This window comes from Aeromicrobium sp. 10G20-16 (assembly GCF_055809665.1).
Window position 1 is genome coordinate 2,640,270 of sequence record NZ_CM147919.1, and the last position, 16,288, is coordinate 2,656,557.

At 70.3% G+C, this 16,288-nt stretch carries 20 protein-coding genes and 1 riboswitch; of the genes, 11 read left to right on the forward strand and 9 right to left on the reverse strand.

The annotated features are described in order from the left end of the window. Position 1: 1 nt before the first annotated feature. Positions 2-1,108 (reverse strand): alanine dehydrogenase, encoded by a 1,107-nt coding sequence (gene ald, locus AC0L5F_RS13490; RefSeq protein ID WP_473313921.1) that lies wholly within the window; start codon positions 1,106-1,108, stop codon positions 2-4. A gap of 131 nt (positions 1,109-1,239) precedes the next feature. Here ald and AC0L5F_RS13495 point away from each other — a divergent pair, with 131 nt between their 5' ends. Beyond that, a complete protein-coding gene (locus AC0L5F_RS13495) occupies positions 1,240-1,707 on the forward strand; it encodes an Lrp/AsnC family transcriptional regulator (protein WP_473313923.1) in 468 nt (155 codons plus the stop codon). A gap of 99 nt (positions 1,708-1,806) precedes the next feature. Here the strand turns inward: AC0L5F_RS13495 and AC0L5F_RS13500 are convergent, their stop codons facing one another. Together AC0L5F_RS13500 and AC0L5F_RS13505 are read right to left on the reverse strand one after the other, a co-directional pair. Beyond that, positions 1,807-2,766, reverse strand: a complete 960-nt coding sequence (locus AC0L5F_RS13500; protein WP_473313924.1) for a succinylglutamate desuccinylase/aspartoacylase family protein — start codon at positions 2,764-2,766, stop codon at positions 1,807-1,809. After that, positions 2,766-3,293 (reverse strand): ATP-dependent zinc protease family protein, encoded by a 528-nt coding sequence (locus tag AC0L5F_RS13505; protein WP_473313925.1) that lies wholly within the window; start codon positions 3,291-3,293, stop codon positions 2,766-2,768. The genes AC0L5F_RS13500 and AC0L5F_RS13505 overlap by 1 nt, the downstream gene beginning before the upstream one ends. 42 nt (positions 3,294-3,335) lie before the next feature. Here AC0L5F_RS13505 and AC0L5F_RS13510 point away from each other — a divergent pair, with 42 nt between their 5' ends. Beyond that, complete coding sequence (locus AC0L5F_RS13510; protein ID WP_473313926.1) at positions 3,336-4,538, forward strand: RimK family alpha-L-glutamate ligase; 1,203 nt, start codon at positions 3,336-3,338, stop codon at positions 4,536-4,538. On the opposite strand, the gene AC0L5F_RS13515 is transcribed toward AC0L5F_RS13510, so the two are convergent. Further along, positions 4,527-4,901 carry a GNAT family N-acetyltransferase gene (locus tag AC0L5F_RS13515; RefSeq protein WP_473313927.1) on the reverse strand — a complete coding sequence of 125 codons (375 nt, stop codon included), beginning with the start codon at positions 4,899-4,901 and terminating at the stop codon, positions 4,527-4,529. The genes AC0L5F_RS13510 and AC0L5F_RS13515 overlap by 12 nt on opposite strands. A gap of 34 nt (positions 4,902-4,935) precedes the next feature. Here AC0L5F_RS13515 and AC0L5F_RS13520 point away from each other — a divergent pair, with 34 nt between their 5' ends. Beyond that, complete coding sequence (locus tag AC0L5F_RS13520) at positions 4,936-5,601, forward strand: hypothetical protein (RefSeq protein ID WP_473313928.1); 666 nt, start codon at positions 4,936-4,938, stop codon at positions 5,599-5,601. On the opposite strand, the gene AC0L5F_RS13525 is transcribed toward AC0L5F_RS13520, so the two are convergent. Genes AC0L5F_RS13525 through AC0L5F_RS13545 form a run of 5 tightly spaced genes read right to left on the reverse strand, consistent with a single transcriptional unit; the run spans position 5,602 to position 11,350 of the window. After that, a complete protein-coding gene (locus tag AC0L5F_RS13525) occupies positions 5,602-6,096 on the reverse strand; it encodes an ASCH domain-containing protein (RefSeq protein ID WP_473313929.1) in 495 nt (164 codons plus the stop codon). Then, positions 6,096-7,538: a pyridoxal phosphate-dependent decarboxylase family protein gene (locus AC0L5F_RS13530; protein ID WP_473313930.1), complete on the reverse strand. Its 1,443-nt coding sequence runs from the start codon at positions 7,536-7,538 to the stop codon at positions 6,096-6,098. The genes AC0L5F_RS13525 and AC0L5F_RS13530 overlap by 1 nt, the downstream gene beginning before the upstream one ends. Further along, complete coding sequence (locus AC0L5F_RS13535; protein WP_473313931.1) at positions 7,531-8,844, reverse strand: MFS transporter; 1,314 nt, start codon at positions 8,842-8,844, stop codon at positions 7,531-7,533. Before AC0L5F_RS13535 ends, AC0L5F_RS13530 begins: the two co-directional genes overlap by 8 nt. A 48-nt stretch (positions 8,845-8,892) precedes the next feature. Next, positions 8,893-10,320 (reverse strand): alpha,alpha-trehalose-phosphate synthase (UDP-forming), encoded by a 1,428-nt coding sequence (locus AC0L5F_RS13540; RefSeq protein ID WP_473313932.1) that lies wholly within the window; start codon positions 10,318-10,320, stop codon positions 8,893-8,895. A 46-nt stretch (positions 10,321-10,366) separates the two neighbouring features. Further along, a complete protein-coding gene (locus tag AC0L5F_RS13545) occupies positions 10,367-11,350 on the reverse strand; it encodes a Gfo/Idh/MocA family protein (protein WP_473313933.1) in 984 nt (327 codons plus the stop codon). An 83-nt stretch (positions 11,351-11,433) separates the two neighbouring features. Here AC0L5F_RS13545 and AC0L5F_RS13550 point away from each other — a divergent pair, with 83 nt between their 5' ends. The 8 genes from AC0L5F_RS13550 (at position 11,434) to AC0L5F_RS13585 (ending at position 16,232) form a co-directional block, all read left to right on the forward strand. Beyond that, positions 11,434-11,730 carry a DUF3263 domain-containing protein gene (locus AC0L5F_RS13550; protein ID WP_473313934.1) on the forward strand — a complete coding sequence of 99 codons (297 nt, stop codon included), beginning with the start codon at positions 11,434-11,436 and terminating at the stop codon, positions 11,728-11,730. Positions 11,731-11,737: 7 nt separating this feature from the next. Further along, on the forward strand, positions 11,738-12,289 hold the full coding sequence (locus AC0L5F_RS13555; protein WP_473313935.1) for a LytR C-terminal domain-containing protein: 552 nt from the start codon (positions 11,738-11,740) through the stop codon (positions 12,287-12,289). Positions 12,290-12,294: 5 nt separating this feature from the next. Next, positions 12,295-13,092 (forward strand): trehalose-phosphatase, encoded by a 798-nt coding sequence (gene otsB, locus AC0L5F_RS13560; protein ID WP_473313936.1) that lies wholly within the window; start codon positions 12,295-12,297, stop codon positions 13,090-13,092. Further along, positions 13,089-13,538 (forward strand): hypothetical protein, encoded by a 450-nt coding sequence (locus AC0L5F_RS13565; protein WP_473313937.1) that lies wholly within the window; start codon positions 13,089-13,091, stop codon positions 13,536-13,538. Before otsB ends, AC0L5F_RS13565 begins: the two co-directional genes overlap by 4 nt. A gap of 77 nt (positions 13,539-13,615) precedes the next feature. Continuing rightward, a riboswitch (SAM riboswitch) is annotated at positions 13,616-13,740 on the forward strand. A gap of 7 nt (positions 13,741-13,747) precedes the next feature. Next, on the forward strand, positions 13,748-15,034 hold the full coding sequence (gene thrC, locus AC0L5F_RS13570; RefSeq protein WP_473313938.1) for a threonine synthase: 1,287 nt from the start codon (positions 13,748-13,750) through the stop codon (positions 15,032-15,034). A 26-nt stretch (positions 15,035-15,060) separates the two neighbouring features. Further along, positions 15,061-15,339, forward strand: a complete 279-nt coding sequence (locus tag AC0L5F_RS13575) for a MoaD/ThiS family protein (protein ID WP_473313939.1) — start codon at positions 15,061-15,063, stop codon at positions 15,337-15,339. Positions 15,340-15,476: 137 nt separating this feature from the next. Further along, positions 15,477-15,677 (forward strand): cold-shock protein, encoded by a 201-nt coding sequence (locus AC0L5F_RS13580; RefSeq protein ID WP_473316195.1) that lies wholly within the window; start codon positions 15,477-15,479, stop codon positions 15,675-15,677. 3 nt (positions 15,678-15,680) lie between these two features. Continuing rightward, positions 15,681-16,232 carry a dihydrofolate reductase family protein gene (locus tag AC0L5F_RS13585; protein ID WP_473313940.1) on the forward strand — a complete coding sequence of 184 codons (552 nt, stop codon included), beginning with the start codon at positions 15,681-15,683 and terminating at the stop codon, positions 16,230-16,232. Positions 16,233-16,288 lie beyond the last annotated feature (56 nt).

The following is a 16,288-nucleotide window of genomic DNA, read 5'->3' on the forward strand; positions in this document are numbered from 1 at the left end:
GTCAAGCGCCGATCGTCGTGCTCGGCAGCCCGAGAGCGTCACCGACGGCCGCGTTGAGCAGGGCTCCGTCGTGGGTGCTCAGTCCGGCCGCGAGGGCCGGGTCGTCGGCCGTGGCCTGCTGCCAGCCCTTGTCGGCCAGCGCCACCGCGTACGGGAGGGTCACGTTGGTCAGCGCGTAGGTGGACGTGCGCGGAACGGCGCCGGGCATGTTCGCGACGCAGTAGAAGATCGAGTCGTGCACGGCGAACGTCGGGTCGTCGTGGGTGGTCGCGCGTGAGCTCTCGAAGCAGCCGCCCTGGTCGATGGCGATGTCGACGAGCACCGAGCCGGGGCGCATCTGCGCCACCAGGTCGTCGCTGATCAGCGTGGGAGCCTTGGCCCCCGGCACCAGCACGGCGCCGACGACGAGATCTGCCTCGCGGACGGCGTGGTCGATCGCGTACGCGCTGGAGGTGATCGTGGTGATGCGGCCGCCGAAGCGGGCGTCCACCTGGCGCAGCCGCGGCACGTTGAGGTCCAGGATCTGCACGTGCGCGCCCATGCCGGCAGCCACCTCGGCCGCGTTGACGCCGGAGACTCCGGCACCGATGACGACGACCTCGGCGGGGTGCACGCCGGGCACGCCGCCGGGCAGCACGCCGCGGCCGCCCTGGCTCTTGAGCAGGTGGTGGAACCCGACCTGGGGCGCCAGCTTGCCGGCGACCTCGGACATCGGGGCGAGCAGCGGCAGGGATCCGTCGGCCAGCTGCACGGTCTCGTACGCGATCGACGTGGTGCCCGCCGCCATCAGGGCGTCGGTGCACGGCCGGCTCGCGGCCAGGTGCAGGTAGGTGAAGAGGGTCTGGTCGGACCGCATGCGGCCGTACTCGGACTCGATCGGCTCCTTGACCTTGAGCACCAGCCCGGCCGCGGCCCAGACCTCGTCGGCGGTGTCGAGCATCGTGGCGCCTGCGGCGACGAACTCCTCGTCGGTGATGGCCGAGCCCAGCCCGGCGTCGGTCTCGACGACGACCTCGTGGCCCCGGCGGGTCAGTTCGTGGACCCCGGCCGGGGTGATCGCCACCCGGTACTCGTGGTTCTTGACCTCGCGGGGGACTCCGACGATCATGACTGCTCCTCTGACGGTGGAATGGCTCCATCGTGAAGGAACCGCTGTCATGAGTCCACCTGTCCGTACAAGATTCTGCAGTACGATCAAGTCTCGAACAATGAGGTGTGCGCAGGAGTGAGGAGCGGGTCGTGCCGAAGGATGTTCAGTCGGGTCTGGACGAGATCGATCGCCGCATCGTGGACGTCGTCAGGCGATCGGGCCGGCTGGCCAACAACGCCCTCGCCGAGGCGGTGGGAGTCGCGCCCTCCACCTGCCTGACCCGGTTGCGTTCGCTGGTCGATCGTGGGGTCATCTCCGGCTTCCACGCCGAGGTCGCGCCCGCATGGTTCGGCCGCCCGATCGAGGCGATGATCGCGGTCAGCGTCAGCGCGGAGGCGCGCGCCTCCATGGGGGAGTTCTTCGATCGGGTCTCGGCGATGGAGCCGGTGCTCAACGCCTACTACCTCGCCGGCGCCGACGACTTCCACCTCCACGTGGCCAGCGAGAGCACCGAGCACCTGCGCCGGTTCGTGACCGACGAGCTCAGCACCCGGCCGGAGGTGGCCCGCACCGAGACGAACCTGATCTTCGCCCACCAGCGCGGAGGCGCGGCCTGAGGAGTCGTCAGCCGGGTCGACCGCAGCCCGAGAGTCTCGGCCCCGGAGAGTCTCAGCCCCGAAGAGTCTCAGCCCCGGAGAGTCTCAGCCCGAAAAGTTTCAGCCCCGGAGAGTCTCGGCAATGTGGACGACCGCGTCGCCGCTGTTGACCAGCGGCGCCTCGGTGTGGCCGATCACGACGCCGTCGCGGTCGGCGTGCACCAGGCGGACCCGCTTGCCGAACGAGTCGAACAGTCCGCCGAGACGCTCGCCGCGCTCCACCTGCTGTCCGAGACGCACCTCCAGGTGCAGCATCCCGGTGCCCCTGGCGCGCACCCAGGCACTGCGCCGGCTCTCCAGGCTGGGGTCGGGTGGGTCCTCCGCCAGCGCGTCGACCATGTCGAGGTGCGCCAGCACGCGCCGGACCCCCAGCACGCCCGCCTCGACCGCCCAGGGGTCCATGCGCCACGCCTCGCCGGCCTCGTAGAGCAGCACCTTGGCGCCGCGTTCGCGGGCGGCGTGCCGCAGGGACCCGTCGCGCAGACGGGCGTGCATCATGACCGGGGCGGCGAACGCCTCGGCGAGCTCGCGCGTCTCGGGGTCGTCGAGGTCGGTGCGGATCTGCGGCAGGTTGGTCCGTCGGTCCGACCCGGTGTGCAGGTCGATGCCGACGGTGCACTTGTCGACGACCTCGGTCATCATCAGGTGCGCGATGCGTCCGGCCAGCGACCCCCGGGCCGAGCCGGGGAACGAGCGGTTCAGGTCGCGACGGTCGGGCAGGTAGCGGTCACCGGTCATGAAGCCCAGCACGTTGACGATGGGCACCGCGATGACCGTGCCCCGCAACGTCTTGGGGTCGAGGTCGGCCAGCACCTGGCGCACCACCTCGACGCCGACGGCCTCGTCGCCGTGGATGGCCGCGTTGACCCAGATCGTGGGGCCGTCCTCGCGGCCGTGCACGATGCGCACCGGCAGGTCGACGTCGGCGCCGGTGACCAGTCGGGTGATCGGCAGCGACACCGACCGCTGCAGTCCGGGCCGCACCCGCACCGAGCCGATCTCGAACGACGCGCGGGGCATCAGCGCCCCCTGTTGCGGCGGCGGACGGCCACGCGGGGCCGCCCCGCCAGGTACGAGCCGGCCGGGTCGATGGCGTACCCCTGGCGTAGCGCCTCGCGACCCAGCAGCATTCGAAAGCCCATCTCGTCGCGGCGGCTCAGGGTCATCTCGACCGTGATGGTCCGGCCCGCGAGCGTCACCTGGAGGGGGACGACGAGGCGTTCCTCGCTGTGCCCGGACGAACTGCGCACCTCACGCCGGTCGAGCACCGGCACCTCCAGCGAGGCCGGGTCCTTGTCCGAGCCCTGCCACGGGTGCACCGAGAAGCGTACCCACAGGTCGCCGTCGCGATCGAGCTCCTCGACGTCGAACGCGTGGATGGCCGACGTGCGGGCGCCGGTGTCGAGCTTGGCCTTGATCCACGGGATCTCGAGGTCGGGCAGGCTCACCCACTCCCGCCAGCCGACGACGGTGTAGGAAGGAACGGACGGGGTACGCGTCGAGTCGTGCGCGTCCTCGGACTGCGCCGGACCCGGTTCGGTCGCCATCCCTGACCCCTTCCCTTGCCCCACTTCGATTGACGAGGATCCATGAAGCTCGCGATCTTGTCCCGTGCTCCCCGCTCGTACAGTACGCAGCGACTCCGGACAGCCGCCCTCGACCGGGGGCACGACGTCAAGGTACTGAACACGCTGCGCTTCGGCATCGACCTGTCCGGTGACGAGCCCGACCTGCAGTTCCGGGGCAAGCGGTTGTCGCAGTACGACGCCGTGCTGCCGCGCATCGGCAACTCCGTCACGTACTTCGGCACCGCGGTGGTGCGCCAGTTCGAGCAGATGGACGTCTACACGCCCAACACGTCGTGGGGCATCAACAACTCGCGCGACAAGCTGCGCGCCACCCAGATCCTGTCGCGCCACCAGATCGGCATGCCGGCCACGACGTTCGTGCGCGATCGCGGCGACGTCATCTCCGCGATCGAGCGGGTGGGCGGGGCTCCGGTGGTCATCAAGCTGCTCGAGGGCACCCAGGGCATCGGGGTGATCCTCGCGCCGGACATCAAGGTGGCCGAGGCGATCATCGAGACCCTGCAGAGCACCAAGCAGAACGTGCTCATCCAGCGATTCGTCTCCGAGAGCAAGGGCCGCGACATCCGCGCCCTCGTGGTGGGCGACCGGGTCGTGGCGGCGATGCGGCGCGTGGCCAAGGGCGACGAGTTCCGTTCCAACGTGCACCGCGGTGGCTCGGTGGAGAAGGTCGACCTCGACCCCGAGTACGAGAAGGTCGCGGTCCGGTCGGCCCAGATCATGGGTCTGCGGGTCGCCGGCGTCGACATGCTCGAGGGCAAGGACGGCCCGTTGGTCATGGAGGTCAACTCCTCGCCGGGCCTCGAGGGAATCGAGTCGGCCACCGACCTCGACGTCGCAGGCTCCATCATCGACTTCATCGACAACCAGGTCGCCTTTCCCGAGATCGACGTGCGCCAGCGCCTCACGGTCTCCACCGGCTACGGTGTGGCCGAGATCCTGGTGCAGTCTGCGTCCGACATCGTCGGCAAGCCGCTGGGGGAGTCGGGCCTGCGCGAGCGCGACATCACGGCGCTCACCTTGCAGCGCGGCACCAGCGTCATCCCCAATCCCCGCAGCCACCACGTGCTGGAGGCCGGCGACCGCCTGCTGTGCTTCGGCAAGCTCGAGGAGATGCGCTCGATGATCCCGAGCCGTCGCAAGCGCACCCGCAAGGTCAAGAAGCTGCCCGCGGAACCCATCCATGACGCACCCTCAGGCGTCTGACAGGTCGATGTCCTTGAACCACGAGTCGGTGGCGTAGTCGGTGGTCCAGCCCATCGACAGGTAGAGCTGATCGGCCTTGGTGGGGGAGTCGGCGTCGACCTCCAGGCCCACGCGGTCGCGGCCGCGCTGTGCCGCGTCGGCGATCACCGTGCCGAGCAACGACTTGGCGACTCCGCGGCCGCGAGCGGCCCGGTTCACGCCGATGTACTCGACGTACGACCCCTCGGCACCGCCGGGGCGGGCGGTCAGCAGCGAGCAGACCACGGTTCCGGCCGGGACCGGGTCGCCGCCGTCCTCGGGGTCCACGTACGCGAGCCACCAGTAGTCCCAGCTGTGGTTGGGATCCTCGCGGAGGCGCTGCACGAACTCCGAGAAGCTTCTCCCGGTAGGAGTTGAAGTGGTCCTCGAAGGACTCCTCCAGCATCTGGTGCACGATCTGCAGGTCAGCCGCGACAGGGAAGCCGTTCTCGTGCCGCTCGACCTGGCGCACGATCACCCCGGCGCGCGGTTGCAGGTCGGCCTCGTCGGGGGTGACCGGACGGTCCATGTGCAGCCACGTGCGGCGCTTGGTGTAGCCGGCGTCGGCGAGCCAGCCGGCCTGACGGGAGTCGGTGGCGAAGGGGCTCTCGTCGAGGCGGGTGGCGTCGATGCCGCGAAGACGGGCCATCGCGACGGCGGCGTCCTCGGCCCAGGCGTAGAAGATCGCGGCGATCTGGTCGACCTCGGGGACGTCGCGGTCGAAGTAGCCCCAGATCAGTGCGCGACCCGCGGCGCGGTCGTGGACGGTGATCCATGCGCGGGGCACGTCGTCGGCACCGACGGCCACCAGCTGTCGCCTGGTCCACGACGCCGGGCCGGCGACCTCGGACTCGATCCCGGCGGGGTCGACGTGTGCCTCGCCGGTGCCCTGCAGCTCGTCGAGATGGCGCAGCTCGACCAGCGCATCGATGTCGCCGTAGGCGGGCGTGCGGGCGGTCCAGGAGCCGGGCAGGTCCGGCAGATCGGCGGTCGGGTCGGTGCTGGTGGTGTCCGTCATCTCGTCCATTGTCCCCCGAGCCGCTGATCAGCGAGGGTAGAGGACCCGGAATCGCTCGAGGACGACCGGCATCTGGGGGCTGAAACCGCGGTCGTGCGTGGCGAAGTCGGTGAAGAAGCGCTCGTGGACCTCGCGCCAGTACGCCAGCGAGCGGTCGCCCTCTCCCTCCAGGTGCGCGTGCTCGGCGTCGACGTCGTCGAACGGGACCACGTCGACCTGCATCACCTCGATGAGAGCACGGGGGTGGTCCTCTCCGTCGATGATGATGTTGAGGTCGCCGACCCGCGGCAGGGGTTCGCTCGCGTGCTCGTAGTCCCACTGGGCGCCGGCCGTGGCGGTCTTGGTGCCGTCGAGCACCAGCGCGAGCAGCTCGTCGGCCTGCTCGGGCGTGCCGCCGAACGCCCATGCCGGCGGAGCCAGGGCCTCTCCGGAGTAGGCACCCAGATAGCCGGGAACCGGGTTGGTGCGGGTCTGGTGGCGTGCGGCCGACCAGAACTCGTCGAGCTCGGTGGGATCGATCATCAGCGGGTCAGCCGATCCAGGAACGCCACGAGCAGCGCCTCGCGCAACGCGGGGGGTGCCACGTCCAGCAGCGCGTTGACCGGTGCCATCTGCTCGGGCAGCTCGACCTCGCCGGTGCCGTCGCCCAGGCCGGCGAGTGCGAGGAGCTGGTCGAACTGGGCGTCGTCGAGTCCGGTGGGGTCGATGGCGGCAGCTGCCGCGCGCAGGTCGTCGTCGACCGCGACCGGCCCCGCCGAGACGGCGGCGGTCACCGACTCGCGCAGGGCGTCGAGCAGGTCGGGAACCGACGGTGCCGTGGCGGCGCACAGCGTGAAGTGCAGCGACGGAGGGTCGTCGCCGAAGGACATCTGGGGCTGCACGAACCACCCGCGCCGGGTCATCTCGTCGCTGATGGTGAAGACGTCGCAGGTGTCGTCCGTGGTCACGGCCACGAGCGAGGAGTCGGGGGCTGCCACCAGCGTCAGCTCGGGGATGTCGGTCACCCCGCTCACGAGCGCGTCGGTGCCGGCCAGGGTCTGGGCGACCAGGTCGCGGTAGCCGTCGAGGCCGATGTGGTGCACGACGGCCCAGGCCGCGGCGAGTGGCCCACCGGACTTGGTCGACTGCATCGTGGAGTTCAGCATCGTGTAACCGGGCCAGTCGGCGCTGGCGAAGAACTGGGTGCGGCGGCCCCGCGGTGTGGAGTGCAGGAGCAGCGAGACCCCCTTGGGGGTGTACGCGTACTTGTGCAGGTCGACCGAGATGCTGCTGACCCCCGGGACGCGGAAGTCCCACGGGTCGACCGGGCGACCGAGCGCCTCGGCCCAGGGCAGCACCCAGCCGCCGATGCACGCATCGACGTGGAAGCGCACCCCGTGGTGCCCGGCCACGGCGGCGATGTGCTCGATCGGGTCGACCACGCCGTGCGCGTACGACGGTGCGGATGCGGCCACGAGCACCAGCCGGTCGAGATGCTCGGCGATCGTCGAGGACATGGCGTCGACGTCGGCGCGGTGGGTGACCGGATCGACCGGGACGACGATCCGCTCGACGCCGAGGTAGTGCGCGGCCTTGGCGAACGCGGCATGGATGGTGCTGGGCACGACCATGGCCGGGTGCTCGACGTGGGGCAGCGCGTCGCGAGCGGCCTGGACCGCCAGCAGGATCGACTCGGTGCCGCCGGAGGTGACGGTGCCGACGGCGTCGCTGGTGCCGTGCAGGACCCGGCGACCGACGGCGACGAGCTCGCGCTCCATGGTCAGCAGGCTCGGGAAGGCGGTCGGGTCAAGACCGTTGCTGGAGGCGAACATCGACAACGCCTCACGACCGATCGCGTCGGCGTCGGCCAGGCCCGAGTCGTAGACGTAGGCCAGGGTGCGACCGCCGTGGGTGGGCAGGTCACCGGCCTGGAGCGTGTTCAGCCGGTCGAGGATCTGCTCGCGGGTCAGGGCCTGCTCAGACATGTCCGTCTCCTGGTCGGTCGGGACAGCGCCGCAGGGTGACAGCGCTCAAGGCGATGATGACAGCCGGCACCACGGAGAACCCGATGGCGATCGCGGTGAGCGTCCGGTCGGACTGGGTCACGTCGCCGGTGGAGGACACGTACCCGCCGATCGCCAGCACGACGGCGAACAGTCCCGGCCCGATGGCCAGTCCGAGCGTCTCGCCGGCCGTCCACACCCCGGTGAACACCCCGACGCGGTTCTGGCCGGATCGCAGCGCGTCGGCGGCGGCGATGTCGGGAAGCATCGCGAGCGGGAACACCTGCGCCCCGGCGTAGCCCACGCCGACGACCGCCGCTGCGGGGTACACCAGCCACACGGCGTCCTGGCGTGCTGCGAACAGCAGCAGCGCCCCGCCGACGAGCAGCGCCGTCGACAGCTGGTAGCCGAGCTTCTTGCCGTGTCGTCGGGCGAAGCGTTCCCACCAGGGCGTCACGACCAGGGCAGGAGCCACGAACGCGGCGAACAGGATCGTGGCGGCGGCGGAGGTGCCCAGCAGGTCGTCGGCCACGTAGGCGACGCCGGCCAGCATGGCGCCGATGCCGACGGCCTGCAGCACGAAGGTGGTCAGCAGGTCGCGAAAGGCCGGATCCGCCCGCACCAGCCTCAGCTGGTCGAGCAGTGATCCCTCCGCCGTCACCGTCTGCACCTCGGGCGCCGATCGCGTGCCGCGCCACGCGCCGAGGGCGCCGATCGCGATGATGGTCGCCACGTACAGCCCCATGACGCGGTGACCGGTGGTGTCGTCGTCGAAGGCGTTGACGACCAGGGGTGCGGTGGCCCCCGACAGCAGGATCGCCAGGGCGAGGACGGCCACGCGCCAGGTCATCAGCCGGGTGCGCTCGTCGTAGTCGGCCGTCATCTCGGCAGGCATCGAGACGTAGGGCACCTGGAAGAACGAGTACGCGGTCGCGCACAGCAGGAACAGCACCACCACGTACCCGCCGGCGAGCCAGGCGGGTCCGGTCGGCCCGGCGAACAACAGCGCGAAGGAGGCTGCGAGGGCGAGCCCGCCACCGAGCAGGAACGGGCGACGGCGCCCGCGGGGAGAGGTCGACGCGTCGCTGATGCGTCCGCTGATCGGGTTCAGCACCACGTCCCAGGCCTTGGGGGCGAAGACGATCACTCCGGCCACGAGCGCGGCGATGCCGAGGGTGTCGGTCAGGTACGGCAGGAGCAGCAGCCCCGGCACCGTGCCGAACGTGCCGGTCGCGACGCTGCCGAGCGCGTAGCCGCGCCGCACGCCGACCGGAAGGGTGACTGACATGGCGTCACCCTAGGGCTGCCGCCGCGACCCGGTCGACCGCTTCAGGACTCACAGCTCGCGCAGCGACTTGGCGTGCGGGTCGCGGTGGTCGGCGAGGTCGTGCAGGAAGTTCGCCGCCCACAGCTCGATGTTGTTCTCCATGACCTGCTTGCGCATGGCCTTCATGCGCCGTGAGTTCTCCCGCGGCCCGGCCTGCACGGCCTCGAGCAGCTTGGCCTTCAGTCCGTTGATGTCGTGCGGATTGACGTGGTAGGCCGACTTGAGCTCCGAGGCGGCACCCGCGAACTCGCTGAGCACCAGCGCGCCGCGGTTGTCGTAGCGGCAGGCCACGTACTCCTTGGCCACCAGGTTCATGCCGTCACGCAGCGGCGTGACGACCATGACGTCGGCCGCGCGGTACAGCGCTGCCATCTCCTCGCGCGGGTAGGAGGCGTGCAGGTACTGGATGGGCTGGTGACCGATGCGGCCGACGTCCCCGTTGATGCGGCCGACCAGTCGGTTGATGTCGTCGCGCAGGATCTTGTACTGCTGCACGCGCTCGCGTGACGGCGTGGCCACCTGGACGAAGACGGCATCGTCGACGTGCAGCGAGCCGTCGGCGATCAGCTCGCCGAACGCGCGCAGTCGCTGACGCAGCCCCTTGGTGTAGTCGAGCCGATCGATGCCGAGGATGACGGTGGCGGGGTTGCCGAGGCTCTCGCGGATCTCGGCCGCGCGGGCGAGGACGTCGGGCTTGCGTGCCAGCTCCTCGAAGCCTGCCGCGTCGATGGAGATCGGGTACGCCCGGGCGACGACGGTGCGGCCGTCGGGCAGGTAGACGAGGTCGCGGTGCGTCTTGTGCCCCACGCGCTGGCGCACGAGCCGCACGAAGTTCTGGGCCGCGCCCGGCATCTGGAAGCCCACCAGGTCGGCGCCGAGCAGACCCTCGAGGATCTCCTTGCGCCACGGCAGCTGCTGGAACAGCTCGGTGGGAGGGAACGGGATGTGCAGGAAGAAGCCGATGCGCAGGTCGGGTCGCAGCTCGCGCAGCATCGACGGCACCAGCTGCAGCTGGTAGTCCTGCACCCACACGATGGCGTTCTTGCGGGCCACCTTGGCGGCGCGCTCGGCGAAGCGACGGTTGACCTGGACGTAGGAGTCCCACCACTCGCGATGGAACTCCGGTGCGACCACGACGTCGTGGTACAGCGGCCAGAGGGTGGCGTTGGAGAAGCCCTCGTAGTACTCCGACACCTCCTGCTCGGACAGGTGCACCGGCACGAGCTGCAGTCCGTCGTGCTCGAAGGGCTTGAGCTTCTCGTCGGCGGCGCCGTGCCACCCGATCCAGGCGCCACCGTTGCTGCGCATCACCGGCTCGAGGGCCGTGACCAGGCCGCCCGGCGACTTGCGCCACAGCGTCTGGCCGTCCGGCGCCGTGATGCGGTCGACAGGCAGGCGATTGGCGATCACCACGAAATCTGCGGTGCCAGTGGGCATGGCTTCACCCTAGCCGGGGCAGGGCCACCCCACCGGTGCCGCACGACTAGCGGGGCGCCACGCCGATCTGCGTCAGGATCTGGTCGAGCTGGTCCATGATCTGCACGGTCTCGTCCAGCGGGAGCAGGTCGGACTCGGTCAGCCCGGCGCGCAGGCAGCGGCCGACCTCCTCGATCTCGTGGACGTAGCCGCGCCCGGTGCGCGGCGCGCTGATCGTGGAGACCGACTCGCCCACGGCGACGGTGAAGTCGTCGGGGTGGTGGAAGCGGGCGGGCACCTCGATGCGGCCCTCGTCGCCTGCCACCGTCGCGCCGTCGCCGGTCCAGGCGACCTGGCTCCAGCCGATCGTCGCGACGGCCCCGGACGCGTAGGTCAACGTGGCGCCGCCGGCGATGTCGATGCCGAGGTCGGACAGAGTTCCGGCCGCGGCGATGGAGCGGGGCGGGCCGAGCAGCAGGTGGGCCAGGGTGAGCGGGTAGATGCCGACGTCCAGCAGGGCGCTGGCGCCGAGGGCGGGGTCCCACAGTCGGGCCTTGTGCGTGGGGGCGACGAAGCCGAGCTCGGCGTGCAGCATGCCGACCCGCCCGACCTTGCCGGCCGCGACCATCTCTCGCACGCGGCGGATCGCGGGATTGGTCCGCATCCACATCGCCTCGGCGAAGAACAGGCCGCGGCTGCGCGCCTCCTGCACCAGGCGTGCCGCGTCGGGCGCGTTCATGGTGAGGGCCTTCTCGCACAGCACCGCCTTGCCGGCCTCGAAGCACGTCATGACGTCCTCGACGTGTCGGCTGTGGGGGCTGGCGACGTAGATGACGTCGACCTCCGGGTCAGCCGCCAGCTCGGCGTACGAGCCATGGGCGCGGGCGTCCTCGTGGTCGTCGGCGAAGGCCTCGGCCGCGGCGAGGGTGCGCGAGCCGACGGCCGCAAGGGTGTGTCCCGCCGCGAGGGCGAGGTCGTCGGCGAACGACCGGGCGATGTGGCCCGTGGCGAGGATTCCCCAGCGGATGGTCGATCCGGCACGGTCGTTCACGGATTCATCATGACAAATCGGTGGTCCGAGCGAATGGGCGTGGTCGAATGACAGGCGTGTAGTTCGTGTCGTAGACTTCCGCTATGAGCGCTGCGGAGATGTCGGGACGTCCCGGGGTCGATGTATCCCCCTCGCTGACAGAACGCGATCGCGAGATCCTCGCCCTCGAGCGGGTCTGGTGGCAGTACACCGGCACCAAGGAGCAGGCGATCCGCGAGAAGTTCGACATGTCGACCACGCGCTACTACCAGGTGCTCAACGCCCTGATCGACCGCGAGGACTCCCTCGCCTTCGACCCGCTGCTGGTCAAGCGCCTGCGTCGGCTGCGATCGGAGCGCCAGCGCAGCCGATCGGCACGCCGCCTCGGCTTCGACGTCTGAGCAGCACGTGGTCGAGCATCGCAAGAACCCCCGCACCAGGGTGAAGGTCCCGGCGGGATGGTTCATCGTCGTCAGCGTGGTCGCGTGCGTCGGCGCCGCCGGGTGGCTCGGCGTCATGCTGGTCGGCCCCACCCCGGCGTCCGCCGACGGTGCCTCGGGCACCGACTCCGCCGCTGCGTCCTCGCCGTCGCCGAAGGCTGACCAGGCCGAGACCACCGCGCCAGAGACCACTGCGCCCGAGTCCGACACGACCGAGCCGTCGCCGACCGCGAGCGCCACGCCGGCGTCGCGCACGGCTCCGGTGTCGATCCTCAACAACACCGGCATCAAGAACCTGGCCAGGTCCTTCTCCGTCACGGTGTCCGACGCCGGGTGGACGGTCGCCGGGCTGGGCAACTGGCGCGGCCAGATCGTGTCCAACACGGTCTACTACCCCGACGGCATGCAGCAGCAGGCCGAGCTCCTGGCCGACGACGTGGGCATCGAGCGGGTCATGCCGAGCATCGTCCCGATGCGCATGGACCGGTTGACCATCATCTTGTCGGGCCCGCAACAATAGGGCTCATGCCCGGCATCATCGCTGCACCGCCGGTCGATGACCCGCAGGGCACCCTGCTGGCCCTCGACTTCGACGGCACCCTCGCGCACATCGTCGACGATCCGACGCAGGCGTTCGCACACCCCGGCGCGGTCACGGCGCTGGGGCGCCTCGGGCGCACTCTCGGCGCGGTCGCGATCATCACCGGTCGTCCCGTCACGCAGGCGCTCGACCTCGGCGGGTTCGCCTCGGTCGAGGGTCTCGACGAGCTGGTGATCTTCGGCCAGTACGGTGCGGAACGCTGGGACGCGTCGTCCGGCGAGGCGATCGGTTCCGAGCGCGTCGAGACCATCGATCGGCTGGCCGAGCAGCTGCCTGACATCCTCGCGGCCCACGGAGCGGCCGGGGCGCTGATCGAGGACAAGGGCCTGGCCCTGGCGGTGCACACACGGGGCATGCAGTCCGATCTCGTCGAGCGACTGCACGGCCCCCTGGCCGCCATCGCCGGAGAGCTGGGCCTCACGCTCGAGCCGGGGCGACAGGTGCTCGAGATGCGGTTCTCCGGTGCCGACAAGGGACATGCCCTGCGCACGCTGGTGGCCGAGACGGGCGCGCGCACCGTGGTGTTCGGTGGCGACGACCTCGGCGACATCCCGGCCTTCGAGGCGGTCGACGACCTGCGTGCTCGCGGCATGCGCGGGCTGCTGGTCTGCTCGGCCTCGGCGGAGCAGGACGCCCTCGTGGCGCGGGCGGACGTCGTGCTCGACGGGCCGGATGCGGTCGCGACCTGGCTGTCGGACTGGGCGGACGCGCTCGGCGCATGACCGCTGACGTGCGGCTGCCCCACACGGGTTGGACGCGCGTGCGCACCGTCGTCAACTGGATCAACCTGAGCACCCCGCTCGGCCTGCTCGTCGCGCGTGTCGGCGGTGCCACCGTCACCCCGCGCGGTCGTGGCACGTACCTGGCGACCGGGTACCGCCACCGTTTTCCCGTCGCGGGTGCCTTCACGGTGGGCAGCGTCATCACCTCCCGTCACGACCTCGGGTACCTGCTGGAGCGACCGGTGCTGCTGCAGCACGAGGACCGGCACTGCACCCAGTACGCCTTCGCGATCGGCCCGGTCATGATCCCGCTGTACGTGGTGGCCGCGGGTGTGTCGTACGCGTTGGCAGGGGACCACGCGTCGTACAACCCGTTCGAGCGGTTGGCCGGTCTCGACGACGGCGGCTACCGGTCACCCCGACTCCGCTGGGCCGACCGGCACTGACGTCCACGCAGCGAGAACGGTCGTCTCACGATGTGGTCTAAGTAGACACATCGTGAGACGCGACCTAGGCTGGGAGCACCTCATCACGAGGGGCAGAGGGACGCGGCCCGTTGAAGCCCCAGCAACCAGTCACCGGCGAGAGATCGCCCACGGCCAGGTGCTAACTCCGCCCCGGGTGATCGTCGCCCGGGACAGATGACAGGAGCGACATGACCCTCACTGCCGAGCCCCGCCCCACGACAGCCTCCAGCGCCACCGAGCTTCGCCCCGGCGCCTTCGGCCCGGCACGCGAGCTGGTGTGCCGCGAGTGTGGTGCCACCCGTGATCTCGGTCCGCACTACGTCTGCGCCGACTGCTTCGGCCCGTTGGAGATCGGCTACGACTTCGGCGCCGTCACGCGCGAGCAGATCGAGGCCGGGCCCGCCAACATCTGGCGCTACAAGGCGCTGCTGCCCGTGCCGGACGACATCGAGACCACTCCCAACCTCGAGCCCGGATTCACCCGCCTGCTGGAGGCGAAGAACCTGGCCGCCGAGCTGGGGCTCACCCGACTGTGGGTCAAGGACGACAGCACCAACCCCACCAACTCGTTCAAGGACCGCGTGGTGGCCATCGCGCTGTCGGCCGCCCGCGAGCTCGACGCCAAGGTGTTCGCCTGTCCGTCCACGGGCAACCTCGCCAACGCCGTGGCCGCGGCCGGGGCGCGTGCGGGCATCCGCACGGTCGTGTTCATCCCCAGCGACCTCGAGACTCCCAAGCAGGTCAACTCGGCGATCTACACCGAGAACCTCATCGCGGTCGAGGGCACCTACGACGACGTCAACAAGCTGGCCAGCGAGATCGCCGGTGAGCAGGACGGCTGGGCGTTCGTGAACGTCAACGTCCGCCCGTTCTACGCCGAGGGGTCCAAGACCCTGGGCTACGAGATCGCCGAGCAGCTCGGCTGGCGCCTGCCCGACCAGATCGTGATCCCGGTGGCCTCGGGCTCACAGCTGACCAAGGTGCACAAGGCGTTCCGCGAGCTGGTGGCACTGGGGCTCGTGGAGGACAAGCCGTGCCGCATCTTCGGCGCGCAGGCCGAGGGGTGCTCGCCGGTGTCGGCCGCGCACAAGGCAGGTGTCGACGCGATCCGCCCGGTCAAGCCCGACACGATCGCCAAGAGCCTCGCCATCGGCAACCCGGCCGACGGCATCTACGTGCTCGACATCGCCCGCGAGACCGGGGGAGCGGTCGAGGACGTCACCGACGACCAGATCCGCGACGCCATCGTGCTGCTGGCACGCACCGAGGGCATCTTCACCGAGACCGCCGGCGGAACCACGATCGGCGTCCTGCAGAAGCTGGTCGAGACCGGCCAGCTCGATCCCGACCTCGAGACCGTGGTCATCAACACCGGCCACGGACTCAAGACCCTCGACGCCGTCACCGACCGTGTCGGGCCGCGCGCCACCATCGCCGCCACGTACGACGCGTTCGTCGCCGCCGACATCGCCTGAACCGCACCCGACCAGCAGGAGCACCCATGAGCATCTCCGTCCGGATCCCGACGATCCTGCGCACGTACACCCAGGACCAGTCGCAGGTCACCGCCGAGGGCGGCACCCTGGCCGAGGTGCTGGACTCCCTGGAGGCGAGCCATCCCGGCATCAAGGCGCGCGTCGTCGACGAGAAGGGCGCACTGCGCCGGTTCGTCAACATCTACGTGGCCGAGGAGGACGTCCGGTTCAGCCAGGGTCTCGACACCCCCACCCCCGACGGCAGCCAGGTCTCGATCATCCCGGCCGTGGCGGGAGGGTCCTGACGCTCCGAGCGGACTGAGGGCGCAGCCCGGCCGTCGCCGGAGGAGCCTGACGGTCCCGTCGACCTGTAAGGTCGAGGCCGACGCGCCTCGCCGGTGGCGCAGAGCAACAACCCGCTGGGTCAGCAAGGGGTCGGATGATGGTGCAGGGCACGGTCAAGTGGTTCAACGCCGACAAGGGCTACGGCTTCATCGAGGTCGAGGGGCAGGACGACGTCTTCGTCCACTGGTCCAAGATCGCCTCCGAGGGCTACAAGACCCTCGACGACGGTCAGGCCGTCACCTTCGAGGTCGTCGACGGCCCCAAGGGCCGCGAGGCGCACGAGGTCGTCAGCGCCTGAGCGATGGCGACGATCTATCACACGGCCACCACGCTCGACGGTCATCTGGCCACGACCGACCACTCGCTCGACTGGTTGTTCGTCGTGGAGGGCGACGACTCCACCGACACGTTCGGCGAGTTCATGGCCGGTGTCGGGGCGATGGCCATGGGCGCGTCCACCTACGAGTGGCTGCTGCGCGAGGAGAACCTCGTGGCCGAGCCGCAGAAGTGGCGCGAGTGGTACGCCGACCGGCCCACCTGGGTGTTCACCCATCGCGACCTTCCGCAGATCGCCGGCGCCGACATCCGGTTCACCTCCGATCCGGCATCGACCGTGCACGCCCAGATGGTGGCGGCGGCCGGTGACCGCGACGTGTGGCTGATGGGTGGTGGCGACCTGGTGGGGCAGTTCGCCGACGCGGGACACCTCGACCGGATCGTCGCCACGATCGCGCCGGTCACGCTGGGCGCGGGCGCTCCGCTGCTGCCGCGCGACATCCGGTCCGACCGCCTCACGCTGGTCGGCGTCACGCAGCGCGGACAGTTCGCCGAGCTCACCTACGACGTCACCTGACGGGCCTCGTTGCATCCCGTTGATTAGCACTCGTATAGTGAGAGTGCTAGTTCGTC